This window comes from Salinimonas marina (genome assembly GCF_015644725.1).
Taxonomy (GTDB): Bacteria; Pseudomonadota; Gammaproteobacteria; order Enterobacterales; family Alteromonadaceae; genus Alteromonas.
Genome location: NZ_CP064795.1, coordinates 1,374,424 through 1,399,403, shown reverse-complemented (window position 1 = coordinate 1,399,403; position 24,980 = coordinate 1,374,424). Strand labels below are relative to the sequence as shown.

At 48.9% G+C, this 24,980-nt stretch carries 13 protein-coding genes and 7 pseudogenes; 10 read left to right on the top strand and 10 right to left on the bottom strand.

The features are described 5' to 3' along the window. Positions 1–3: 3 nt before the first annotated feature. Together IT774_RS06195 and IT774_RS06190 are read right to left on the bottom strand one after the other, a co-directional pair. Positions 4–183 (bottom strand): hypothetical protein, encoded by a 180-nt coding sequence (locus IT774_RS06195; protein ID WP_195811802.1) that lies wholly within the window; start codon positions 181–183, stop codon positions 4–6. Between the two features lie 359 nt (positions 184–542). Further along, a complete protein-coding gene (locus IT774_RS06190) occupies positions 543–1,160 on the bottom strand; it encodes a BON domain-containing protein (RefSeq protein WP_195811801.1) in 618 nt (205 codons plus the stop codon). 294 nt (positions 1,161–1,454) lie between these two features. On the opposite strand from IT774_RS06190, the gene IT774_RS06185 reads away from it, so the two are divergent. Further along, complete coding sequence (locus tag IT774_RS06185; RefSeq protein ID WP_195811800.1) at positions 1,455–2,495, top strand: endonuclease/exonuclease/phosphatase family protein; 1,041 nt, start codon at positions 1,455–1,457, stop codon at positions 2,493–2,495. Here the strand turns inward: IT774_RS06185 and IT774_RS06180 are convergent, their stop codons facing one another. Next, entirely contained in the window at positions 2,496–2,912 is a 417-nt protein-coding gene (locus IT774_RS06180) for a response regulator transcription factor (RefSeq protein WP_195811799.1), read from the bottom strand. A gap of 366 nt (positions 2,913–3,278) precedes the next feature. Then, complete coding sequence (locus IT774_RS06175) at positions 3,279–3,824, bottom strand: hypothetical protein (protein WP_195811798.1); 546 nt, start codon at positions 3,822–3,824, stop codon at positions 3,279–3,281. A 308-nt stretch (positions 3,825–4,132) separates the two neighbouring features. Here IT774_RS06175 and IT774_RS06170 point away from each other — a divergent pair, with 308 nt between their 5' ends. Then, the gene (locus tag IT774_RS06170) at positions 4,133–4,780 is read left to right on the top strand and encodes a DsbA family oxidoreductase (RefSeq protein ID WP_195811797.1); all 648 of its coding nucleotides are present in this window, start codon (positions 4,133–4,135) and stop codon (positions 4,778–4,780) included. A gap of 93 nt (positions 4,781–4,873) precedes the next feature. Next, a pseudogene (locus tag IT774_RS06165) lies at positions 4,874–5,871 on the top strand (NADP-dependent oxidoreductase). An 869-nt stretch (positions 5,872–6,740) separates the two neighbouring features. On the opposite strand, the gene IT774_RS06160 reads toward IT774_RS06165, so the two are convergent. Beyond that, positions 6,741–7,190: an Lrp/AsnC family transcriptional regulator gene (locus IT774_RS06160; RefSeq protein WP_195811796.1), complete on the bottom strand. Its 450-nt coding sequence runs from the start codon at positions 7,188–7,190 to the stop codon at positions 6,741–6,743. Between the two features lie 101 nt (positions 7,191–7,291). On the opposite strand from IT774_RS06160, the gene IT774_RS06155 reads away from it, so the two are divergent. Both IT774_RS06155 and IT774_RS06150 read left to right on the top strand, forming a co-directional pair. After that, positions 7,292–7,894, top strand: coding sequence for a LysE family translocator (locus IT774_RS06155; RefSeq protein WP_195811795.1), 603 nt, complete (start codon positions 7,292–7,294; stop codon positions 7,892–7,894). 124 nt (positions 7,895–8,018) lie between these two features. Next, positions 8,019–10,009 (top strand): annotated as a pseudogene (locus IT774_RS06150) (monovalent cation:proton antiporter-2 (CPA2) family protein). A gap of 64 nt (positions 10,010–10,073) precedes the next feature. Here IT774_RS06150 and asd read toward each other — a convergent pair. The 3 genes and pseudogenes from asd to IT774_RS06135 form a co-directional block, all read right to left on the bottom strand. Beyond that, the gene (gene asd, locus IT774_RS06145; RefSeq protein ID WP_195811794.1) at positions 10,074–11,201 is read right to left on the bottom strand and encodes an aspartate-semialdehyde dehydrogenase; all 1,128 of its coding nucleotides are present in this window, start codon (positions 11,199–11,201) and stop codon (positions 10,074–10,076) included. Between the two features lie 221 nt (positions 11,202–11,422). Then, positions 11,423–13,004, bottom strand: a pseudogene (gene glpD / locus IT774_RS06140) (glycerol-3-phosphate dehydrogenase). Positions 13,005–13,125: 121 nt separating this feature from the next. Further along, positions 13,126–13,884, bottom strand: coding sequence for a DeoR/GlpR family transcriptional regulator (locus IT774_RS06135; RefSeq protein WP_195811793.1), 759 nt, complete (start codon positions 13,882–13,884; stop codon positions 13,126–13,128). Positions 13,885–14,038: 154 nt separating this feature from the next. Here IT774_RS06135 and glpK point away from each other — a divergent pair, with 154 nt between their 5' ends. From glpK to IT774_RS06105, 5 genes and pseudogenes are all read left to right on the top strand, one after another. Continuing rightward, complete coding sequence (gene glpK, locus IT774_RS06130; protein WP_195811792.1) at positions 14,039–15,523, top strand: glycerol kinase GlpK; 1,485 nt, start codon at positions 14,039–14,041, stop codon at positions 15,521–15,523. Between the two features lie 254 nt (positions 15,524–15,777). Beyond that, positions 15,778–18,645 carry a TonB-dependent receptor gene (locus tag IT774_RS06125; protein ID WP_195812222.1) on the top strand — a complete coding sequence of 956 codons (2,868 nt, stop codon included), beginning with the start codon at positions 15,778–15,780 and terminating at the stop codon, positions 18,643–18,645. 127 nt (positions 18,646–18,772) lie between these two features. Next, positions 18,773–20,304, top strand: a pseudogene (locus IT774_RS06120) (tryptophan halogenase family protein). Then, a pseudogene (locus IT774_RS06110) lies at positions 20,255–21,066 on the top strand (SapC family protein). The pseudogenes IT774_RS06120 and IT774_RS06110 overlap by 50 nt, the downstream one beginning before the upstream one ends. 23 nt (positions 21,067–21,089) lie before the next feature. Further along, a pseudogene (locus tag IT774_RS06105) lies at positions 21,090–22,573 on the top strand (SLC5 family protein). A 350-nt stretch (positions 22,574–22,923) separates the two neighbouring features. Here the strand turns inward: IT774_RS06105 and IT774_RS06100 are convergent. After that, positions 22,924–23,943 (bottom strand): beta-galactosidase, encoded by a 1,020-nt coding sequence (locus IT774_RS06100; protein ID WP_195811789.1) that lies wholly within the window; start codon positions 23,941–23,943, stop codon positions 22,924–22,926. Next, a pseudogene (locus IT774_RS06095) lies at positions 23,943–24,817 on the bottom strand (beta-galactosidase). Before IT774_RS06095 ends, IT774_RS06100 begins: the two are co-directional and overlap by 1 nt. Positions 24,818–24,980 lie beyond the last annotated feature (163 nt).

The following is a 24,980-nucleotide window of genomic DNA, read 5'->3' as shown; positions in this document are numbered from 1 at the left end:
GAATTACTCGCCTACCCGCTTCGCAATCCAGCTGACACTGCTGCTGGTATCGTTGCGTATTGGTGCCTCATAGGCTTTTTTGTCTTCGTAACGATCAAACCAGTTAAATACAGGCTGACTTTGCAGGTATTGCTGAAAACGATTCTCAGGCTTCGTAAAGCGCTTGGTTCTTAACAGTTTCATAGAATTTCCTTCAATACTTATTCTATCGATCCTTGAGTCGCTATACCGCTGTTCAGTACAGTGGGACTCTGGTTTCCTTTAACCATTCAACTATTGAACCAAGTTTGCAAAAATTTAATAAAATCGCTGTAAGCCTTATACATCAAGTACTACATAAAAAGTTGCAGTTTTGTGACAGCTGCTACTGCATATGCAAGTGGGCATTATTCAAAACGCACCGGGAAATTTTTACAGGATGTGGGTACCTCAGGTAAGATTTGCAGATGCCGGCTGACCGAAACTGTAGCAATCAGCCACAAAAAAGCGGCGTGATAACGCCGCTTGAATATGTCTTGTCTATGGCCTGAGACCGTCCACCTTTAGTTCATGGTTTCCGGAGTCTCTATTTCCAGGTTGTCTTCAACATTTTTCACGTCCGTGGCATTTTGTGCAATCTCAACGGCCAGCTGCCGCTCGGCATCGGATTTCACCGTACCGGTTAAAGTAACATTGCCTTCTTCCACATCCACATCAATATCAAATCCAGAAATATCCGAGTCCATGAGTAATCGGGTCTTGATTACGGTAGCAATCTTCGCATCGGTAAGCTCACTGGTGGCTTTTTTGGACTTGCTTTTCATGCCCTCTTCCCTGTCACCACTGTTACCTTGTGTTGCCATCATGGCGTCTTTACCCATTACCACCAGCTGATTATCCACCGCGGTCACCCCGTCGATATCCACTACCAGCTCTTCCGCAAGTTTTTTATCTACTGAGTTTTTAACCTTGCCGGTTAGTACCACCGTGCCGTTTTTGACATCCGTATTGATATCAAAGGAGTTGAGGTTGCCATTAAATAGCAAGGTGGCTTCGGCTTTGCCATCAATCCAGGCGTCTTTCGCCCCCTTCTCCCATTTGTTTTCAGACTTCATGTCTGCCGCTACCGCGCCGGTACTTACCAGACCAGCCACCATCAATGATAGTAATGTGCGTTTCATTGCATACTCTCCTGTTAATATTACTTTAAGACTGATGCCAGAGTTGTGCCATCAAAATTTTCACCTAGTCTATTGTTTTTAAAGAAATATAAATGAAACCACTAGCAATCAGTAATGCCTAGCGTGCAAGGTTTACCAAAGTTCGGCAAAAAATTCACCTAATATGTTCAGTTGTTATACAAGTGCTGCTTTTGGGTGAACCTAAGCTTTTCGGGGTCGTAAAGAGTATAATTATTATGTACCCCTCTACTACATACACCGCCGAGGCACGATTGCTGTTATAGGAAACATTCCATGTTTGAAGTCTTAAGTTTACTGAGTTTAGCGATGATCTTTACCACCATCGCCCCTCACCTCCCTGGCGAACACTGGCTAATCAGAGTCTGGGAATTTCCTCGTGTACAGCAGATCTTTATTATTGCCGCCATCGAACTGGGATGGGTTGCATATATAACCGCGATAGGGCCCACCATCGCCAGCATCGTCTTTGCGGGGCTGCTGTTACTGGCGCTGGGGTATCAGATAAGCTGGGTCTACCCTTACACTTTAATTGGCCCTAGAGAAGTCACCCGGGTAAAGCAACCTCAGCAAGACCGGGTTTTCAGCATTATGACCAGCAATGTTTATATGCATAACGATAACTATCGGGGGCTGATTGACCTGGTTAACCAGCATAAACCGGATATGCTGGTGACCCTTGAAAGTAACAAAGACTGGGAAAACGCGATGACCCCGATACATGAAGATTACCCGTATCGTCTGGCGTGTCCCCTTGAAAATCTCTACGGCATGCATCTTTATAGTCGGTTGCCCTTTAAAGAGGAAGAGATTCGCTACATCATTGAGGACGATGTACCTTCAATGCAGGTCACAATTGAAATTGAAAATGAGCCTGTAGTGGTTTATTTACTGCATCCAAAGCCGCCAAGCCCCACCGAAAATAAAAGTGCCGGCCCTCGTGACGAGGAGCTGACATTAGTGGGTCAGGAAATTGTTGATGAGGATCGGCCGGTGATTATCGCCGGAGATCTGAATGATGTGGCCTGGTCTCCCACTACCCGCAATTTCCGGAAACATAGCCGGGCCAGAGATCCCCGTCTGGGTCGCGGCTTTTACAATACCTTTCATGCGAAGCATCCACTGGTACGCTGGCCATTAGATCATGTGTTTCATTCTGACCACTTTGATTTGGTCAAAATCCAGCGCTTGCCAGGTTATGGTTCCGACCACTTTCCGCTATTCACTTCGTTACAGCTTACCCGCAACAGCGAACATTGTGAATCCTCTTCGGCGCCCGAGACCAGCGACACCAGTCCCGACGCCAACCGGTCTTAATCAGGCACTGATTGCTACTGCGCTGGCTGCGGCCAGCGTCTGGCAGCGGCTGACGATATCTCTGGTGTCCGTGGCATCAGGCACAAAGTCATCACCCGGCAGCAGCTGAATATCGGTGGTTTTATCGCTGATAGCATTAATCAGCAGCACTGGTAAATTTGAACCATATTGTTGTTTGAGCTGCTCGTAAACCCGTGTCCCGGCAACATCCGGCAGTGTTACATCAAGCAATACCACATCATACTGTTGTTTTTTCTGTAGCTTCTGTGCGGCCCTGCCACTGGCGGCAAAGTCAACCTGCCAGCCCAACCCGGTCATAACACTGGTGATCACACTGGCCGTTACCGGTTCATTTTCGACCACCAGAATTCGCAGCGCTACTTTCTTATGCGTATTATTTCCCGCCGATGATGTCATATTCTTGCTCTCCTTTCGCGAGACAGACGCATGTATTTATAAACGTAATCTTAGGTAAGCATTGGTATAAGCACAAGGCAGGCCAAGATCTCTCAGCTTTTGCATAAAAGCGTCGATTATTCCTTAAAAATTAGAGAATTAAGAAAAAGCGAATATAAAAAACCCGTTATAATGTATTTGTAAGTTATTAACAAGCTTATGATTTTTAATTAACGTGGCGGATAATCTTAGAAAACTTTGTTAATCGGGTAGCACCTTATGCTTCGTTGGGAGTGATTCACTAAGCGCGGATGAGCCGGATCTATTAACAATAGTGCTGTCGGCAATGACGGACAAGAAAATAACGCATACGCAATATTTACCCCATTATGTTACCTGATGGCGTATAAAGGCATTTAGGTTTTCACAGGCTTTATCCCGACTGATGAAGTGAGCTAAAGCCAACAGCCGGTCTTCCCGGGGCCACACGGCCTGATTAAGCATATTGATATCTTCCTGGGCCAGCTGCTCAGTGTGCAATACCAATGCAATTGCTTTTTTATTAGGTTTGATTAGAGTGCCTTCGACATGAGCCACCAGCTCAGGCGATAAGCGAAAAAACTCACGCTTATAAGGATCGCGCACCACATGCAGCTTATCATCTTCTACTAAAACCGCCGGCCAACCTTCCCCTACCCGGCTTTGAGCAAACATCGCAATCGTGAAAACCACCAGCACCAAGGCAGTGCTAAGAATAAAGGTACTGCTGAGGCCCGGCGCAAACATAACCAGAATCCATACCAAAATCGCGAAGATCACCCAGGTGCTGAAAACCCGCCGCATTGCTTTGGGGCTGATTCCGGAAAACACTTTTGCATGGCGAATTTGTGATTTTTGTAACTTCACTAGTTCTATGTGAGTAGAGCTCTTCAATACTACAGTTCCTGATCTCGGCGATGTCATCTGGTTTAACCGCTGCGCTGTAACAATACATCTGTAAATGAGGTGGCGGGCAAAATAGTCACTTGCAGATAAAGACAGCAAACAACACTTTGACTAAGTCTACACAAATTTTGTAATGCATTGATATATAAATCAACACCAAACCCGGTCAAAAAGGATCATTCCGTTAAAATGCACACCAATGTGCTTAAAAACCCCTCACCAACACCCTTTGCAGGTTGCCCTTTCCAATAGTCATCCGCATATCTTTAAAAACGACGTTAACTTAAAGGTGAAGCATGACTGCAATAACAATCGATTTGGTCTCTGATATTGCCTGCCCCTGGTGCGCGATTGGCTATGGCCGGCTTCAACAGGCTTTGAACACGCTTCCACAGATAGAAGCCACGCTTACCTGGCGGGCTTTTGAGCTCAATCCCGATCCGGACGCGCAGCCCGAGCCTATTGTTCCGGCGCTGTGTCGTAAATACAACACCACCAAAGAGCAAATTGATGCATCTCAACAGCAGATGATGGCCATTGCGGCTGATTTGGGTCTCAATTTTGAAAAAATGGAAAGCCGCTATACTACCAATACCTTTGATGCGCACCGCTTGGTTAAATGGGCGCACCAGTTCGATAAGCAAACGGCAATGAAGCAGGCATTATTTGATGCCTATTTTGGTGAAGCCCGCTCCATACAGGATCAAGAGGTGTTATTAGACTGTGTTGAACAAGCCGGTTTGGATCACGAGAAGGCCCGGCAGGTGCTCAATGGCGACGACTTTGCCGATCAGGTCCGCCAGGAAGAGCAGCAATACCAGCAAGCCGGGGTGACCTCGGTGCCAGCCTTTGTAATTAATCAAAAGTACCTGATTTCAGGGGCTCAGGAACCGCAGCAGCTGGCCCAGGCGCTCACACAAATCGCTGAAGAAGATAACGCTTAACGCACTCATTCAGGCAGACCAGGATGGCACCGTGGCTATGGTCTGTCTGTTTTGATGCTGCGTATTCAAGTCACATTATCCCAGGAGGCTATCATGTCAAAAAATACCGAAATTCTGTTAAAACAACGCCCCGATGACGGCAAAATTGGTGAGCATCTATTTGAAGTTGTTGAAAATGAAATCCCTGCTCCAGGGGAAAACGAGATACTGGTAAAACAAACCTATATGTCGCTGGACCCGGCCATGCTGGGTTGGATGACGGCCGATGAAGAAAGCTATATCCCCCGGTAGCGCTTAATGACGTAATGCGTTCCAGTGGTGTGGGAAAAGTGGTTGAGTCAAATCATCCGGACTTTGCGCCAGGCGACCTGGTTATGGGCATGATGGGATGGCGCGAATATGCAGTGGCCGATGGTCAGAGCCTGACCAAACTTCAGGAAGGTATCGATGAAGAAACTGCGTTGTGTGTGTTTGGTTTACCCGGGCTTACCGCCACTCAGGGGCTGATGAATATTGGCAAACCTCAGTCAGGTGAAACCCTGGTGGTTACCGGCGCAGCAGGGTCTGTGGGTTCGATTGTCGGTCAGATTGCCAAAGCTAACGGATTACGTGTTATCGGCGTAGTGGGCAGCGACGAAAAAGCCGACTGGATCACCAATGAACTTGATTTTGATGGTGCCATTAATTATAAAACCGATGATTTGGAACAAAAGCTTGAAGAGCTGACGCCGGACAGAATAAATCTTTACTTTGAAAACACCGGGGGCGAAATTCAGCATCATGTGATGAACCGCATGGCTGAGCATGCTCGGGTGGTCGTATGCGGAATGATTGCGGATTATCAGAAAGACAAGCCCTCTGCGGGTCCCAACTGGTTGCCGCTAATCAAAAAGCGGGTAATGATTCAAGGCTTTGCCATGCCTGACCACTTGCACAAATCTAAGGAGCTTACTCAGCAGCTTGCCCCTTATGTGCAAAAAGGTCAGATCAAATACCGCTCACACATTATCGAAGGCCTCACCAGCGCCATGGAGGGTCTGAACCTGCTTTTCGATGGTAAGAATAAAGGCAAACTGATGGTCAAACTGTAACACGTTACGTAAATCTATTTTCATCATGCCGGTCCAGGTTATTCTGGGCTGGCATTTTTTTGTGTTTACTCTACGACACAACCCCTTGCTTTAGGTTTGCCTGTAGCCTCCCATCTGCTTCCTGCTGTTGCCGTTCTCCCCCCGCAGTGTTATAGCAACTGGAAACCGCCTTTTGGCAGGCAGCTTGGTGAGTAATTGCTTTGCGAGCCCGGTTAACTATGTGTGGGGTAATAATGTGCGGGGTGACTACATCCGCGTTAAGTAAGCCCCAGCAATTAAATCGCCGGTAAATAAGCCCCGGGGAAATGGAGCGGCAAACCCACCAGGTTATTAATCCAGGTGTAACGCTAACACCAATGTCAGTCTGGCGCAGATGACTTAATCCCGTGCAGGAAAGAATTATATGGAAATGCTATTACCGTTCGCCTTACTGTGCCTGCTAATGGCCATTCACATCGTAATTTTTAAACGACTTTGCACCTACCTGGCTGGGATCTATCCCGAAAAATGGCAATAGCTTGTCCGCCCGAAGGCGGTATGCCCTCCCACCCAGCCATGAATGCCGGCTTAAAACATGCTTTAGAATCAGGGCATTTTTCAGGCCTTGCAGCCCGCACTATTGAGCGCTTCAAACTGTTACGAACCATCAATTCTGCATGCATAGTAGCGGTAATATTGTTCGGCTTTCTTCAGGCCCTAATCTACTGACCACAAATTGTTAGCGTAAACGCTTGTCAACGGCGTTGAGCTGAACTTCCCCGGCCAACACCCAAAGCGCTCCGTAATCTTTTTAAAACCACGGCGTGTGTACGCCCGCCATATTTATGCCCGTAGTTGCTACCGGTGATTGCGTACCCATCAGCCCTGGTTCAGGCCCGCTCATCCTTGGCAGAGTCCATAACCACATGGGTGGTTATGGTGCTGACCTGCACAATCGCGCCCAGTACATCTGCGTGAAATTGTTTATAGGCCTGAATATCGCTGGTTTCTACCCGCAGCAGATATTCAAAGGCGCCGGTAATATTATGGCATTCGCGTACTTCGCGGCTTAAGGCCACCGCGTTTTCGAACGCCCGCTGCGAGGCAGTAGTATGCTCATTAAGACCCACACTGACATAGGCCACAAAGCCTCGTCCCAGTTTCGCCTGGTTAACAACCGCCCGATACCCACTGATGACTTTGCTACGCTCCATCTCCTGTACCCGACGTAAACAGGCAGAAGCTGACAAGCCGATGCGCTCGGCCAGCTCAGTATTACTGATACGGCCATCTTTTTGCAGAATTTGCAATATCTGGTCTGTATAATGGTCATATTTCATAAATAATTGCGCATCCCATCGATTAATTATTTAATTTTGCACACTATGCGCGAAATAATCGAGTTAAAATTGCATTAATACTTAATGAAGTCCCTCCTGTTATGAACTTTGAATTTCTGTATCCGCTGACCCTGTTTGCGCTGGTCTCGTCAATCACCCCCGGCCCGAATAATCTGATGCTGATGAGCTCCGGAGTGAACTTCGGGTTGCGCGCGACTATGCCCCATATGTTTGGTGTAGCGATTGGCTTTACCCTGATGATTTTGGGGGTGGGCCTGGGCGTAACCCAGCTGTTTCAGTTTTATCCTGAAGCCTTTGTGGTATTGCGTGTAGTGTGTGGGGTATACCTGGTGTATCTGGCCTGGAAAATTGCGACCTCTGCCTCCAGAGTAAAAAGTACCGAGAATGCTTCTCCCCTTACCTTTATGCAGGCCGCACTATTTCAATGGGTTAACCCGAAAGCCTGGGCAATGGCCATCACCGCTACCAGCATCTATGCTGCTGACACGACCCTAGCCAGTGTACTGTTTGTGGCCATTGTATTTGGTACGGTTAATTTGCCCTGTATCGGGGTATGGGTAGGAATGGGCCATCACCTGGCGGGTTTTCTTAACAACATACAACGCTTACGCATCTTCAATATGGCCATGGCGGTGCTGCTCATGGCGTCGGTTCTTCCTGCCTTGTTGCGAGGGCAAGGCTGACCCAGGGTTTTGACTAACTTATTCCCCCCGCCGAACCGGATAAAAACACTAAAAATATCTTTTGTGCGTAAAAGCCTGCATTCTATATTTGAATTTTTAACCTTAAGATACAGGCCCTTTTTCTATGAGCGACTATTTTCTACAGGCGTTTATTTATCTTTTAGCGGCGGTGATCGCCGTACCGGTAGCAAAAAGGTTGGGACTGGGTTCGGTATTAGGCTACCTGGTGGCCGGCGTTATCATTGGCCCAGTATTAGGCGTGGTGGGTGACGAAACCGTGACCATTCAGCATTTTGCCGAATTTGGGGTGGCGATGATGTTGTTTTTAGTCGGTCTGGAACTGGAGCCAAAAGCTCTATGGGCCATGAAAAGCCGTTTGCTGGGATTAGGCGGGTTACAGGTCTTCCTGACACTTCTGGCGGTCACAGGGCTTGCGATTGCGTTTAACCAACGCTGGTCAGTGGGCATCGCCATCGGTTTTGTGCTGGCTTTATCTTCGACTGCCATTGTATTGCAAACCTTGCAGGAAAAAGGCTTACAAAAAACCGATGGGGGCAAAAGTGCTTTTTCGGTTCTTCTGTTTCAGGATATTGCGGTGATTTTTATGCTGGCGATTATTCCTTTGCTGGCGTTGCCCGATAGCAGCGCAGCCGATACCGGCGCCCACAGTGTCAGTCTGGTGGCTGATTTACCGGCCTGGGCACATGCTCTGGTCATTCTGGTGTCGGTGGCGGCCGTCATCAGTGCGGGCCACTACCTTAGTCGTCCTCTATTCAGATTTGTGGCTTCCAGCGGCTTAAAAGAAGTGTTTACTGCCACCGCTCTGATGCTGGTCATCGGCATCGCCGCGTTAATGAATATGGTGGGTCTATCGGCTGCCCTGGGCACCTTTTTAGCCGGGGTGGTATTGGCAAATAGTGAATTTCGGCATGAACTGGAGTCCAGCGTCGCGCCTTTGAAAGGGCTGCTTCTGGGCTTGTTTTTTATTACGGTGGGCGCCGGTATCAATATGCAGGTTCTGAATAATAGCCCATGGCTTATCATCGGTCTTACGCTTGCGGTGATGCTAATTAAAGCGTTGATTCTGTTTGGAATTGGAGGTTTTTTCGGTATCCACGGAACCGACCGCTGGTTGCTTACCCTGAGTCTGGCTCAGACCGGTGAATTCGGCTTTGTGCTGTTAAGTTACTCAGAACAAAATCAGGTTATTCCTGGTTCGCTGGCAGAGGTGCTGGCGCTGGTGGTGGCCTTGTCGATGTTCTTAACCCCAGCCTTGTTCATTTTATTTGACAGGGTCATTTTGCCCCGTTATCGCCATCATTCTAATCAGCGTGTGGCCGACCCTATCGACGAGCAGGGTACGGTGATTATAGCCGGTATTGGCCGGGTCGGACAGATTGTCAATCGCTTGCTAATGGCCAATGGCATCAAAACCGTGGTGTTGGATATCAGAGCGGAGCAAGTCGAATTGATGCGACGAATTAGCACTAAAGCCTACTTTGGTGACGCCACCCAGCACGATATTCTGGCTACCGCAGGCATTGAAAAGGCAGCAATGCTGGTGGTGGCCATCGACAATCAGCAGGCCGCTATTGAAATGGTACGCTATGTTAAGCGGACCTACCCCAAGGTCAATATCATGGCCGCGCGTTTGATCGCGGCCACAGTTACCGGTTACGTCACGCCGGGGCCAATGTCTCGGTGTCAGAAACGTATTACTCGGCTCTGGAGCTAGGGGCTCAGGCCTTGCACTGCAGTGGCTTTTCGCCTGAGGAAGTAAGCCGACAAACCACAGCTTACCAGAACATCGAACAGGAGCAGTCAGATACATTGTACCGGGCATGGGTGGATGAAAAAGCGGGTAAACATCTGGATAATGATTACCTGACGCTGTTTATGCAACTGGAGGGGTTAATTGAGCAGGCTTTACAACAGGAACGCACTGCTGAGCCCCCGTCCCCACAATCAAACCGAGCCACCCGAGGTCAAGCAGCCTTAAAATGTGCGGCTATAACGGTTCCGGGCACATGGCTGACGCGGTACTTCAATGGCTTAAACACCGGTGCACACTATGTGTGCGGTAAGGTTGTTACAGGCAGGGTGAGGGCAAAGTAAAATTGCGAATAAGAAACCACCCGTGGCAGATGACCGCAATGGGTGGTTCTCTTTAACCGGTAATTTAACTTAGTTTGCTAAGTAGGATCGTTAACATGCGACGTAAGGGCTCGGCTGCGCCCCATAACAGCTGATCACCAACGGTGAAGGCGGAAATGTATTGCGGCCCCATAGCCAGTTTGCGAATCCGGCCTATAGGGATAGACAGGCTTCCGGTCACACTGGCCGGGGTCAGTTCGCGCATAGACTGCTCACGATCATTAGCAATCACTTTCACCCACTCGTTGTGAGATTCAAGAAGATCTTCAATTTCATCCAGCGGCAAGTCTTCTTTAAGTTTAATGGTTAACGCCTGACTGTGGCTTCGCATCGCGCCTACCCTTACGCACAAACCATCAATAGGCACCGGCGTGTCCATCCGTTGTAGAATTTTATTGGCTTCAGCACCGGCCTTATATTCTTCGCGGCTCTGCCCGGAAGGCATCTGACTATCAATATAAGGGATCAGGCTGCCCGCTAAAGGAACGCCAAACTGGTCGCAGGGATAGTCTTCACTGCGAATAAAATCGGCCACCTGCCGGTCAATATCCAGAATCGCACTGGCCGGGTCCTCCAGCGACTCGGTTACCGAGGTATGAATAGCGCCCATCTGACTGATAAGTTCACGCATATGTTTGGCGCCCGAGCCCGACGCCGCCTGATAGGTCATAGGCGAAACCCATTCCACCAAATCTTTGGCGAATAACCCGCCTAATGCCAGCAGCATCAGGGAGACCGTGCAATTCCCGCCAACAAAGGTTTTGGTACCACTGTCTATAGCATTATCGATGTGCGTACGATTTACCGGGTCTAATACGATGACGGCATCGTCGTTCATTCGCAGCGCTGAGGCCGCATCAATCCAGTAGCCATTCCATCCCTGCTCCCGCAGGTCCTGGTACACTTGCTTAGTATAGTCGCCACCCTGGCAGGTAACAATAATATCCTGTTGCGCCAGGCTATTGAAATCAAAGGCATCTTCAAGCTGGCCAGCGTCTGTCTGACCAAACTGGGGGGCCGGCTGGCCCGCCTGGGAGGTGGTAAAAAAGGTCGCGGCAATATGCTCGAAGTCATTCTGCTCCTGCATGCGCTGCATCAACACTGAGCCAACCATACCTCGCCAGCCAACAAACCCGACTTTTTTCTGTGTCATAATAAACCTGAATGTGTAAATGGGTGAATACTGCGGATAATCGGCTATCGGCAGCCGAGTCTCTGTCGTTTTATTGTTATTATGAGGCCATCGAGTGTAGGCAGATTTAGCGGCAAACACCAGACCCGTTTAACCTGCATCGCCGCCCGGTTACCTTATCAGGGGGCTGGTTCAGGCACTGAACCGGCCGGTCTCACGAGCACTGATGTCAGCCCACGGGCTTATACCGGCTGACTCGTCGCGGCTACACCATCATCGCTACCACTGGCGGCAGATAGGTTAGCTTCAGCAGTGTACTGGCCCAGCAACGGATGTTGTTGAAGATACGCCTTTAACTGCGCTTCTCTGGCCGTTGAAAAATGCAGCCCCTGTTTGGTCCGGCGCCACAAAATATCATCCGTGCTGACCGCCCACTCCCGTTCCACCAGATAGTCTACCTCGGCGGCAAATAATTGTGAGCCGAAGTCTTCACCCATATCCGATAGTGCGGTTTTATGTTGCAGGAATTCCTCACATAACGTGCCGTACTGGCGGGTATAGCGTCTGGCCAGGGTTTCTGGCAACCAGTCAAAGCGGCGTTGAAGCTGTCTTGCGTAGGTGCGCGGATCGGAAAAATCGCCACCAGGCAGTGTTGCTTTCGCGGTCCACGGCCCTTGAGTAAGGTTATAACAGGCGGCCAGTTTATCGACCGCCTGTTCAGCCAGCTTTCGATACGTTGTTATCTTGCCACCAAAAATATTCATCAGCAGCGGCTCGTTGTCTTCATTACGCAGTTCGACCTTATAATCACGGGTCAATTCCTGTGCTGAGGCATTTTTTTCTTCCAGCAATGGCCGTACACCACTGTAACTGTGAACAATATCCGGCTCACCGATGTCAGTTTTGAAATAAGATTTTACGACTTTAAGTAAGTATTCGGTCTCTGCGACCGAGATGCTCGCCGCTTGCGGATCACCGGTATAATTTTCATCCGTGGTGCCCACCAGGGAAAAATCATTCTCGTAAGGAATGACAAATACAATCCGCCCGTCTTCATTTTGCAGAATATAGGCTTCCTCGCCCTCGTACAAACGAGGCACCACCAAATGGCTGCCTTTAACCATCCGCATGGTGCCAGGAATATCGGTGTTTTCCATCCGTTCTAAAAACGAGGTTGCCCAGGGGCCGGTCGCATTCACCAGGGCCCGGGCGCTCACTGTAAACGTTTTACCTTCTGGCCCGCGCAAAGTGACGAGCCAGTAATTAGCCTGTTTTCTGGCGCTGATACATTCAGTGCGCACCCGAATATCCGCGCCTTTGTCGCGGGCGGCCATCGCGTTTAACACCACCAGACGGGCATCATCCACCCAGCCATCTGAATATTCAAAACAGGTGGATATTTGCGGTACCAGCGGGCTGTCCTTCTGCATTGTTAATTTCTTTGAACCCGGTAGCACATTTCTTTTAGCCAGTGAGTCATATAAAAACAGGCCAGCCCGCAGCATCCACGCTGGTCTGAGGTGTTTTTGATGTGGCAGGCGAAAACGTAACGGCCACATGATATGAGGGCTTTATTAAGCAAAACTTCCCGTTCGGATAAGGCTTCTTTGACTAACCGGAATTCGTAATGTTCAAGGTAACGCAATCCACCATGAATCAGTTTGCTACTGGCAGAGGAAGTGGCCCCGGCCAGGTCGCCTTTTTCACAGAGCATTACCTGCAAACCGCGCCCCGCTGCATCCAGCGCTATGCCGACGCCATTCACCCCGCCCCGATAACCAGCAGGTCGGTCTCGTGATCAGGTTGTTGGGTTTGATTTGCCATAATGGGCCCCTTGAGTATGGTTGTAGAAATGCTATTTCAACGGTATTGACCGCGCAAGTCAACACAAAACGAACATTATCGAAAACAAACGAAAATGCATATTGAGGTTTTATATTGCTTATCAGGCCTCAATAAAGCCAATCTCATGCTCGTCAATGATGGTCATGATCTGATCCGGAGGTCTTTGATCACACACCAGAAAATCAACCTGAGATAAATGCCCCTGCTCCACCATCGCGCGCCGCTCAAATTTGCTGTAATCCGCAGCCAGAATGGTGGTTTCGGTATTTTGGATAATCGCCTGAGACACCTTTACTTCCCGAAAATCAAAGTCCAGCAGCGCGCCATCTGCCGAAATCCCGCTGATACCTATAATGCCGTAGTCCATCCGGAACTGACTGATAAAATCACAGGTGGCCTCGCCGATAATCCCGCCATCTCGATAGCGTACCTCACCGGCCGCGATGATTACCGAAAAGTCTTCTTTCGAGGAAAGCAGTGTGGCCACATGAATATTATTGGTGACCACATGTAGATTTTTGTGATTCAGTAAATGCTGAGCAATCAGTTCGGTGGTGGTGCCAATGTTAATAAACAATGAGGCTCCATCGGGGATCATCTGCGCCACCGCTTTGGCAATACGGTTTTTAACCCCTTCGTTTTGTGCTTTACGCTGCTGATACGGGGTGTTTTCCCAGCTCCGGTTCAAACCGGCGCCGCCATGGTAACGACTAAGGACATTGGCCTCGGCCATCTGATTCAGATCGCGGCGAATGGTTTGTGGGGTTACCGCACATGCTGTGACCAGATCGTCAATCGACATAAAACCATGCTGCTTCAATAAACCGACAATCTTTTCGTGGCGCTGGGTCTGATTCATAACTACTCCTGACTTTTCTACCTTCAGTATACGGTTTAAAACTCACTGCGCCTATGCCGATATGTTGCAACTATGTTCGTTATCGAAAACAACCATTGTTAATTGTCTGTGAATAATGCAAACTCATTAAAAAAGCGTGCTAAGGAGTGATATTTTGACCCAGCATTTACTGGCTATCGACCAGGGGACCACCAGTTCCCGCAGTATTGTTTTTGCCGATGACGGTTCTATTATTGCCATGTCTCAGCAAGAATTTACGCAGCATTACCCCAAAGATGGCTGGGTGGAACATCAGCCTGACGATATCTGGAACAGCGTAACCCACACATTACGTGACGTGTTGCAAAAGTCGCAAATCGATGCCGGTGATATTGCTGCGCTGGGCATCACCAATCAGCGCGAAACCACACTGGTATGGGATAAACATACCGGAGCGACTGTGTACCCGGCTATTGTCTGGCAGGACCGCCGCACTGCGCCCTACTGTCGGGAATTGAGCCAGAATGAACAGCTGGTGAATTATATTACCGACAATACCGGCTTATTGCTGGACCCTTACTTTTCGGCCACTAAGCTCAACTGGATTCTGAATAATGTTGAAGGAGCCCGGGCGCGGGCTGAAGCCGGTGAGTTACTTTTCGGGACGGTAGATACCTATTTAATCTGGAAACTGACGGACGGCGCATCACATAAAACCGATGCCACCAACGCCTCGCGTACTATGCTATTTAATATTCACACTCAGCAGTGGGATACAGAACTGCTTAAAGCCTTTGATATTCCAGCCGCGATGCTACCAGAGGTTATGGATTGTGCCGCCGACTTCGGAAATACTTCTGCGGAGCTGACAGGAAAACGTATACCCATCAGCGGGGTGGCCGGTGATCAGCAAGCGGCGCTTATCGGCCAGGCCTGTTTTGAAAAAGGCATGGCAAAGAGCACGTATGGCACCGGGTGTTTTATGATTTTAAACACCGGAGATACCCCCCTGGTGTCTAAAAACCGCCTGCTGACCACCGTTGGTTATCGGCTTAACGGCCACACAACTTATGCGCTGGAAGGCAGCATCTTTATGGCCGGCGCGACCGTGCAATGGCTGCGGGACGGTTTAAAGCTTATCGACAATGCGGCCGAAACCGAAGCCTTGGCAGCCCGGGCTCGCGAAGACAATGGTGTCTATCTGGTGCCCGCCTTTACCGGCTTAGGCGCACCGTACTGGGATCCAGATGCCCGCGGCGCTATGTTAGGCTTAACCCGTGATACCGGCATTAATGAAATTGTGGCGGCGGGGTTACAGTCGGTTTGTTACCAAACCAAAGATTTACAAAAAGCCATGGAAAGTGATGGCGCGCGCCCGGTCTCACTGCGGGTGGATGGGGGGATGGCCAACAATGACTGGGTAATGGGCTTTTTAGCCGACATTTTGGGCGCTGAAGTAAAACGCCCTGCGGTCACAGAAACCACCGCCGTCGGGGCCGCTTTTCTGGCTGGCTTACAACAGGGGATCTTTACCGACCTGGATACTCTGACTCAATGCTGGCAATGCGACAGCGTATTTGAGCCGCGTCTCACCAAAGCACAGCGCGACACCGCATACGCAGGCTGGCAAGAAGCGGTGACCCGAATTCGCTGTAGTTAAGCCCTCCGTTTTTCACCACGCCGTGTCTGATATTTCCTGAAGCGCAGTTTACACTGCGCTTTTTATGTAAAAAAACTTTACAAGTCTGTCACATTATATTTTTTTTATGATAGGATAATTTTCAGTTAGGAAAACGTTTCACCTTTCTTAACCTGGTTTGCCCTCAAAAAATATCTATCGCCCCGGGTTGTATAGGCGGTTTGCTGGTAAACGAAGGCAATGTTAACGCGCTGACGATTTCCCTCCCTACTAAAATGATTAAGGGAGTCGTTAGGTTAATAAATCCATATGGAGAGAATACCGTGACAAATCATAAGCACACATTCAAACTCGTACCCGCAACAAAGCGTACGCTCCTGGGTATCGCTGTCGCCTCTGCCCTTCACTCGCCCATTTCGTTTGCCCAGGAAGCCCAATCTGGTCCCGCAGATGCAAATGCGGACGTCGAAGTTATCGAAGTAAGAGGTATCGTAAGCAGCCTGAAGCAGGCCATGACGAATAAGAAGGAAGCCCTGGCGGTTTCTGATGGCATTGCTGCAGAGGATTTAGGTAAGTTTCCGGACCTGAACGTAGCAGAGTCGCTGCAACGTATCACCGGCGTTTCAATCGACCGCAGCGGTGGCGAAGGACAACAGGTTACGGTTCGAGGCTTTGGACCTCAGTTTAATACGGTACTGGTTAATGGCAGACAAATAGCTACGGATTCAGACGGCCGGGCATTTAATTTCGACGTGCTGGCAGCCGACCAAATCACTGGTGCAAATATTTTTAAAAGCGGTGTGGCCAGTATGCAGTCAGGCGGGATTGGCTCTACCATTAACATAACCACCGCACGCCCCTTCGATTATGATGGTTTGCAGTTGGTAGGAACCGTAAAAGGCGTGTATGAAAGCTTGTCTGAAGAAACCTCTCCCCAGGCTTCTTTTTTAGCCAGTAATACTTTTGCTGACGATAAGCTTGGGTTGTTACTTGCGGTATCGCATCAGGAACGTGATGTACAAATCAACAGGATCCAGACCGCTGGCTGGCGTCCAGGTCTGACTCTTTCAAATCGCAACGATGGCGTTATTGCTGACAATGTTTACTTCCCCCGTAACTGGGACCAGATCGTTGACCAGCAGGAAAGAACACGAACCAATGCCTCTTTGGTTGCTCAGTATGCGCCATCGGATGAGGTGACGATTACCCTTGATGGGTTTGTTTCTAAGTTTGAAGTTGACTCGCAGGTGACCGACTTAGCCTCCTGGTTTGAGCCCGATCGCGTAGGCTCTGCCACTATCAATCCTGATACCAATACTGCCACCCAGTTCACCCAGGAAATCGATTTGCATCAGGGTAGCGGTAACCCGGCATCAGATTTTGTATCAAGTACCCGCAATATTCGTGAAGTGACCAATAACGGGTTCGGACTGAACATTGATTGGCAAATAAACGAGGCGCTGGTAGCAAAATTCGATGTTTCCCACTCCACCGCTGAAAATGATATCGCGGGTGATGCCCGCTTTAATGTTATCGGCATTATAAATAATTACGAATTTGATGGCTCTGGTGAGACACCCACCGTATTACATGATGGTTTTAATGATGGCGAGTTACCTGATGTATCGTTAAACCGTCTGCATTACAACGAGCTAGGTAACCCACGGGCGTCAGAAGACGAAATCACCGAGTATAAGGCTGATTTCACCTACCTGTCTGATTCAATTGTCTTTCGAAAAGCCGATTTCGGCATTCTTTACTCTGAGCGTGAAAAGTACAGTTACCAGCTTTTTGCTTCCCAGTGTGGCTTTTGTGGATATAACGAAGCTGCGCCGGTAGATACGCTGAACATTCGTCCTTTCACCGCCAACAACTATTTTGATGGCCTGATCGACACCTGGTATACCTATGATGGCGACGCGTACCTGGATTATCTGGCTTCAGAAGGTTTTCCGGTCGTCCCCACGCTTCAGCCGAATCATTATACCGTAAACGAAGATGTTACCGCCTTGTATGCTCAGTTTGAGTTTGGCTATGACATCGGTGATATGCCGCTGACGATGAACGTGGGAGCAAGATACGAAGAAACCGATGTCGAAGTTGCCGCGGTCCAGGCTTTCGTATCCGATATTGTGCCTACCTCAGATTTAACTCTGTTCGCTAACCAGTTTGGGCCCGAACAAGATATTACGGGCTCAACCTCCTACAGTAATTTGCTGCCAAGTGTAAATGTCAAACTTGAGCTTAAAGATGACATGATTCTGCGTTTTTCACGCTACGATTCAATCACCCGTCCTACCATGTCACAAATGTCCCCGGCCACCACCTTTGGTGAGCCGCGCCGCCAGAACCTGCAGGCCAGCGGCGGTAATCCCGGATTAGAACCCTTCCAGGCTGAAAACTGGGATTTGTCTTTTGAGTGGTACTACAGTGACGTGTCGGTTTTCTCGTTCGCTGTATTTAACAAAGAAGTCGAGAACTTCATTGTTACGCTTTCTGGTGAAGAAACTTACTCTTTGAGTGCCCGCAGTGCGGATAACGGCTATCGCTGTACTGATGCGGCGTGTGCTACCGACGTATCATTAGATCCGCAAAATCCGGATACCGATGTGGTCGCCAGTACTGAAGAGTTAAACGGCGAAAGCGAAGTGTATACGGTTTCGCGTCCACAAAATGGTGAAACGGCGACCGTGAACGGTTTTGAAGTCGCATTAACGCATATCTGGGACAATGGCTTTGGTATTACCGCTAATGCCACTGTGGTCAATAGCGATGCTGAAGTCTCTGGCGATACCAGTCAGGCTTTCGCGTTGGAAGGATTAGGCGACTCTCAAAACCTAATCGTTTTTTACGAACGCGATGCATTTCAGGCCCGGGTGGCGTTTAACAACCGCGAAGCATTCCTGTTTGCTTTGGATAATACCTCCGTGGGCGGCGCTACCGCAGAACCGGTAACCACCGAAACCTATGGTCAGTGGGATATGAGCGCCAGTTACGACATTAATGAGAATCTGTCAGTATTTGTTGAAGGTATTAATGTAACCGATGAAGAGCTCAGACAGGTTGGCCGCTTTGCCGACCAGGTCTACTCCATTGAAGATAACGGCTCGCGTTACTCAGTTGGCTTGCGCGGTACATTTTGACAGGCGCTGATGATTAGTAATTTGATGGCAGGCTCATACCTGCCATTTATGCATAGCTTTAATAGGCATCTTGTTGAATCTATGCATAAATGTAGTCAACTTTTAAAATAATAGATGAACCGGGTTTATGATACATACCGAACAGGCATCGGCGAAACAACGCATTGTAATCGTAGGCGGTGGTACCGCGGGCTGGCTTACCGCAGCCATAGTGGCGGCCAAACATCGAATAGGCAAAGGCGAGTGCGGGATAGACATCACGCTGATCGAGTCTGATGCTATACCAACCGTAGGTGTGGGCGAAGGCACCTGGCCGACGATGCGCAATACGTTACATGATATCGGGCTATCTGAAAAAGAAGTCTTCAGACGCTGCAATGCTGCATTTAAACAAGGCGGGAAGTTCGTAAACTGGGTTTCAGCAAACGGCGATACTTACTATCACCCTTTCACTGTGCCATTAGGCTACGGACGGATTGAGCTTGCCCCTTACCTGGATAATATTACCGACTTTGCTAACTCAGGTAATTTTCAACAACATATTTGTGAGCAAAATCTTGCCCCCCGCTCGTTAAGTGAAGATGAATACAGCAGCGCCCAGTCTAACTATGCCTATCATCTGGATGCCGGTGCGTTTGCGGAGCTTTTAAAAGAATATTGCCTAGAGCATCTTGGCGTCACTCATAAAGTGGCCACAGTTAAAGCGGTAAATGTGCTCAGCGATACCCAGATTTGCGATTTGATATTGGATGATGACACCGCCATCAGTGCTGATTTATTTGTGGATTGTTCCGGCTTTCGGGCACGATTACTTGGTGAAGCATTAGGGTCGTCGTTAACCCGGACCAATGATGTGTTGTTTAATAATGCCGCACTTGCGTTGCAGGTTCCTTATCAGGGCGACTATGAAATCAAACCCTACACGCAGGCCACCGCACAATCAGCCGGCTGGATATGGGATATTGGTTTAACCTCGCGCCGAGGTGTAGGACATGTCTACTCCACTGACTTTATGTCCGATGACGAAGCTGAATCTGTACTAAGAGATTATGTTGGTTCGGCCGCTGATAACCTTTCTCCAAAGGTGATCAAGTTTGACTCCGGCTACCGAAAAACGGCCTGGAAAGGAAATTGTGTGGGGTGGGATTAGCGGCAGGCTTTGTCGAACCACTTGAAGCCACGGCCCTGATGTTAATCGAAATTTCAGCCCGCTATATTGCTGAGCAGATGCCGGCGCCCAAATCTGCCATGACAATTATCGGCCAGCGGTTTAATCAACAGATGCAATACCGATGGCAGCGTATTATCGACTTTTTAAAGTTACATTATATTTTTAGTCAGCGCAGCGAACCTTACTGGCAAGCTATCAGAGCCGAAAGTACCCTGCCGGAAAGCCTTAAAGAAGATTTAGCCATCTGGCAATACCGGGGCCCCCAGATTTCAGACTTTTCAGCCTCTGTTGAGCTTTTTCCTGCCGCCAGCTATCAATATGTTCTTTACGGTATGGGCTTCTCACCAGACTTCTCACTGCAGTCACATCGATACACTCAGACGTCTGTAGCGCACTCACTTATCAGACAAAATCAGTTGATAACACAACAAAAATTAAATGACCTGCCTAATCACCGCGATTATATTTCGCAGTGGCTGGCAAGCTAACGGAACAGACATAATGGCAGATTATCAACGCCTTGACCCCGCTAAACATAGTGATTTTCGAATTGACGAGGAGCAGCGCACGGCTCTTTTTGCTGAACGCCATATGGTCAACATTGAATTAAAGGAAGTCGTGCAGGCAGCGGCTGATTTTCCTCTTTTTATCAGTAAGATCTCAGACAGTTCACAGTGGGCAGTGTCGGCATTGTGCGGGCTGGCCCCGCCGAGAATGTTTTTTTTCACAATAATCAGTGGCTGGCGCAATACACGCCGTTAAGTCTTCAGACTTTGCCATTTATTCTGCAAAGACAGGGGTCGGCAAGTGAAGCCGACATGCTGATAGATTGCCATTGTCCGGCGCTGTCAAAAAGCCAGGGCGAGGCTCTGTATTTGTCCTCTGGCCGCGCCACTGTGTATCTGAACAATAAGAAAAAGCTGTTGACCGAAAGGGTAACGGCGATGACTCAAACCACGGATTTGTTGCACGAAATGGCGAACCTAGGCCTTTTCAGACCGGTAGATCTTGTACTGCTCTTTACCGATGGCAGTCGCCAAAGAATAGGTGGATTGTACGGTGTTGATGAACACGCTTTACACGCTTTGTCTGCAGATGATTTAAAAATGTTAAACACCAACAATACGCTGGCCGCATTATTCAATATTCTCGGTTCTGTGTTTCAGGTCAATCGTCTGATTCGCTTACATAACCAAAAATTCCCGAATCGTGCTGTTAGTAACATTAAGCTCGAAACTAACAAGCAGTAATTTATCACCTAAGGAGCATCTCAATGTCGTCCAGCACTATTCAGGTGTCTGTTTTTGTTTTCGTAACCGCCCTTATCGGCTTCTTAACGTACTTAAGCTGCCGGGGCCACAACCGCAATGCTAACAATCAGAATCGTGAATACTTTTTGGCAGGCGGCGGCCTGGCCTGGTACTTTGTGGCAGGCAGTATTACCTTAACCAACTTAAGTACTGACCAACTGGTAGGCATGAACGGCAACCAGATGGCACTGCTGGCTTTGTGGGAATTTTCGGCCGTCGTGGGATTGTTTGTATTAGCAAAGGTTTTTTTGCCTGTCTATTATCGCTTCAAGTGCACTACCACCACTCAGTTGCTGGAACAGCGTTATCACAACAAACATATCAGAGCCGTAATCAGCGCGTTGTTCTTTCTGGGCAGCGCCCTTATTTTTTGCCCCGCTGTCATTTATTCTGGCGCTTTGTTTATGAAATCTATGTTCAATGTTGAAATGCCGATCATGTACATTTCGGTTATGTTCATCATTGTTGGAGCGCTATACGCCATTTTCGGAGGCCTTAGAGCGGTCGCGGTGTCAGATACTTATTCAGGGGTACTGCTGCTGACCATGGCAATTATTGTGGTAATTTTAGCGCTTCAGGCTATCGATTTTAATTTTGATGGTATTCCGGCAGAACGATTAACCCTTATTGGCGACGACCAATCCCCCATTCCATGGCATACCCTGTTGACCGGTATGATATTTATACAGATGTTTTACTGGGGCACAAACCAGGTTATCACCCAGCGTGCCATGGCCGCGCCGTCTTTAAAAGAGGCACAAAAAGGCGTGTTCGCAGCAGCCGGGATCCGGTTGTTAATTGTGCCCTCAATCATTGTTATTCCAGGAATCGTTTCGTACAAACTGTTTGGTGATGTCGGTGACAGTGCTTACGGCATGATCGTTGCCCAGTTGCTGCCGGACTGGCTATCAGGGATTTTTGCGGCGGCGATGGCAGCGGCAGTGTTAACAACATTCAATAGTAACCTTAACTCGGCCACCGCCTTATACGTGTGTGATATTCACGAGGCTTACATAAATAAAGCCCCTAATGTTCCTGTGTTAAGTGGGTTTGTCACTGTAGTGCTGTGTTTCCTCGCGCTTGCGCTCATTCCGGTTTATCAGCAGGCGGAAAGTATTATCAACCTTATACAGGAACTGTACGGACTGTTAAGTATGCCGATCCTATCAGTGTTTATCGTCGGTATTTTGTTCAGAAATGTTCATGCGAATGCTGCTATTGCAGCTGTGATCTTTGGGGTAACCCTGTATGCCTCAATGGCATTTAAGTTCTCACCGCTTTATGCCCCTTTGGTTTGCACTATATCCATTTGATGTTTATTACACTTATTGCCTGCATTGTATTTGCGCTAACCGTGAATCGAATGTTATTTGGGCAGAAAGCGCAATTCTCGCTAGCCATTGACGCGGACGAAGAAGTGGTATCGTCACCCGGTGTTGCCGATTAACCTGGTTTAAGTGTCATTATCAGAGTTTGTTTTTATCAGTAAAAAGCCTCGGGCGGCTCTATCTTCAGAGCCGCCGGCCCATTTTTCTTACTATTTTACTGCGAATTTTTGACAACATCAGCGGTACGAGATGTACGCTCGGGGATAGCTATCTGTCAGGGTAGCACTACCAACTGACCGTAGTCTTACCTTCAAATTTACTACCATCATGGCCCCTATCGCTTTAGGTGAGAACAGTTTTTGGTGAGTACAATTTTAGGTAAGTACAGTCTTAGGTGAGTACAGTTTCAGGCCAACAAGGCATTTTGCCGGAACCGGTTTCTTATTCCGGCAAAATGCAAGTCATCAGGCTAGCCTCTCTTCATAACTGCGTAGCTATAGCCAGGCAACTCATTACTGCCGATCACAAACTCACGGTCTTCAAAACCATCTACCCGCACCGCGTCGGCGCTATAATTAAACAACAGTCGATATTCGCCCCGGGCCACGGTCCGCACATCTTCAGGCAATGTGAAGGTAGTCAGGCCAGCGGCCTTAGCCAGCATTTCAAGCAGTGCACGGGTAAAGTCGGCGCATCCCAGTGTACCTACATAAACGCGGTTGCCAGCCTGCACTACTGCCGGCGAGTGGTCATGATAGGTGGCCAGTACCTTGGTACTGTCACTGGCACCTAGCTCTTCGCGCCAACGATTGCTGTGAAAGGTTTCGCCTTCATAGTGCAAGGTTTCACTGATATCGCCACGCAGAGTTTCCACCGACAACACCTGCACCGGTATCAGTTGCTGTAGCTTACCCGGTGCAAGGTTCGACGGGGTCTGAAATTCATCGGTTTTACTGCCACTGCGCGGGCCGAAGACAAGGGTTGCGGTGGTCTGTTTGCAGTTTTCAATAAAAGCATCGCTGATCACCGGCATGGTGGGCACCACCACCAGCGCATAGTCGGCTAACGAGGCCTCCGGCGACACAAATGCAACATTAAGACCCAGCATTCTTAATGCGTGGTAATACTCAAATTCTACCTGCTGATGCTGATAGCTTTGTCCCTGCTGTTCTATTTCGGTGACCCACTGATTCGTAGTGCTACTGACAATAGCCACCTCATAATGCAGTGGGTCGTCAGCCTTAATATTGAGTTTGTCCAGTTCGGCTTTAACCTGCTGAACTTGTGCATAAGCGGCTGACGGCGAGTTATCAGTACGCTTTAACCCCGCATGCATTTGTTCCTGGGCAAACGGCGCCTGCCGCCAGCGAAAATAACATACTGTATCAGCACCATGGCCAAAGGCGACCCACGACCATAACGCTATCATACCCGGCGCCGGGCGCGGATTATGAACCGCCCAGTTTACCGGCCCAGGCTGCTGTTCCATTACCCAGAAATTTTTCTGGCATAACCCCGGGTCTGATCAAAATAATAGCTGGAAAAATCAGGATGACCGGTTCGCATATAGCGCTTAAATTGTGTGGTGTCCGCGTCTGCAAAAAATAAGTCCGTGCGGCCTAGCGGGTAATTGTCGTAGGCAGCAAAATCCAGATCCCGGGCCAGCGCATAATTATCGGTCTGGGTGTCTGCCATGGGTATAAAGTTATGCGTAACAAAACGCCCCGGGGCATGCTGGCGGATGATAGCCACCATATCATCATGAAATGCAATCACCTGATCAGAGCTAAAGCGTCGAAATGCCAGCTGATGGGCCGGATTGGTTTCGGTAACCGCAAAATAAGGGGCGCCAATGCTGTCAAACGAGGGGTATTCCATCGACCAGAACACATTGCCCCAATCTTCATTTAACTTTTCGATGGTTTGATAACGGGCTTTACACCACTGCTGAAAGGCTTTGACCGCACTCGCCGAGGCGCTTGGCGTCGTATCGTGACAGGCCAGTTCATTGTCGGTTTGCCAGCCCACCACCGCCGGATGTTCTCCATAACGCTTGGCCAGTACTTCGCTAATACGCATTGCCTCACGGTGATAATCGCTACTGGAGAAATCATAATGCCGACGCGAACCAAACCCGCGGGTATGGCCGGTGTTAACATCAACTGCGAGCGCTTCTGGGTAAGCTTCTATCAACCATTTGGGAGGCGTAGCAGTTGGTGTGCACATGACCACCTTTAGCCCGCGTCTGCCAGGGTATCAATGGCCCGGTCCAGCCAGTCAAATGTATATTGCCCGGGTTCGGCTTCAAGACGTGACCAGGCGAACTCGGCAATACGGACATAGGTCAGCCCCAGCTCGCGCATTTCCTGAGCATCACTGGCCCATTGCAATTCAGGCCAGTGTTCAGGGTAATAACAAATTCCTAGCATGGTTTCTCCGGCGTACATACAGGTTTAAAGTAACAAAAAATCAGGTTATGATAACAAAAAGTAAAACGTTTACCCTTCTACTTTACACATAGGAGTG

Excerpts from the sequence above, each read along its gene's own strand:
- IT774_RS06195 (WP_195811802.1), bottom strand. The coding sequence starts at position 183 with ATGAAACTGTTAAGAACCAAGCGCTTTACGAAGCCTGAGAATCGTTTT.
- IT774_RS06190 (WP_195811801.1), bottom strand. The coding sequence starts at position 1,160 with ATGAAACGCACATTACTATCATTGATGGTGGCTGGTCTGGTAAGTACC.
- IT774_RS06185 (WP_195811800.1), top strand. The coding sequence starts at position 1,455 with ATGTTTGAAGTCTTAAGTTTACTGAGTTTAGCGATGATCTTTACCACC.
- IT774_RS06180 (WP_195811799.1), bottom strand. The coding sequence starts at position 2,912 with ATGACATCATCGGCGGGAAATAATACGCATAAGAAAGTAGCGCTGCGA.
- IT774_RS06170 (WP_195811797.1), top strand. The coding sequence starts at position 4,133 with ATGACTGCAATAACAATCGATTTGGTCTCTGATATTGCCTGCCCCTGG.
- IT774_RS06160 (WP_195811796.1), bottom strand. The coding sequence starts at position 7,190 with ATGAAATATGACCATTATACAGACCAGATATTGCAAATTCTGCAAAAA.
- IT774_RS06155 (WP_195811795.1), top strand. The coding sequence starts at position 7,292 with ATGAACTTTGAATTTCTGTATCCGCTGACCCTGTTTGCGCTGGTCTCG.
- asd (WP_195811794.1), bottom strand. The coding sequence starts at position 11,201 with ATGACACAGAAAAAAGTCGGGTTTGTTGGCTGGCGAGGTATGGTTGGC.
- IT774_RS06135 (WP_195811793.1), bottom strand. The coding sequence starts at position 13,884 with ATGAATCAGACCCAGCGCCACGAAAAGATTGTCGGTTTATTGAAGCAG.
- IT774_RS06125 (WP_195812222.1), top strand. The coding sequence starts at position 15,778 with ATGATTAAGGGAGTCGTTAGGTTAATAAATCCATATGGAGAGAATACC.
- IT774_RS06100 (WP_195811789.1), bottom strand. The coding sequence starts at position 23,943 with ATGGAACAGCAGCCTGGGCCGGTAAACTGGGCGGTTCATAATCCGCGC.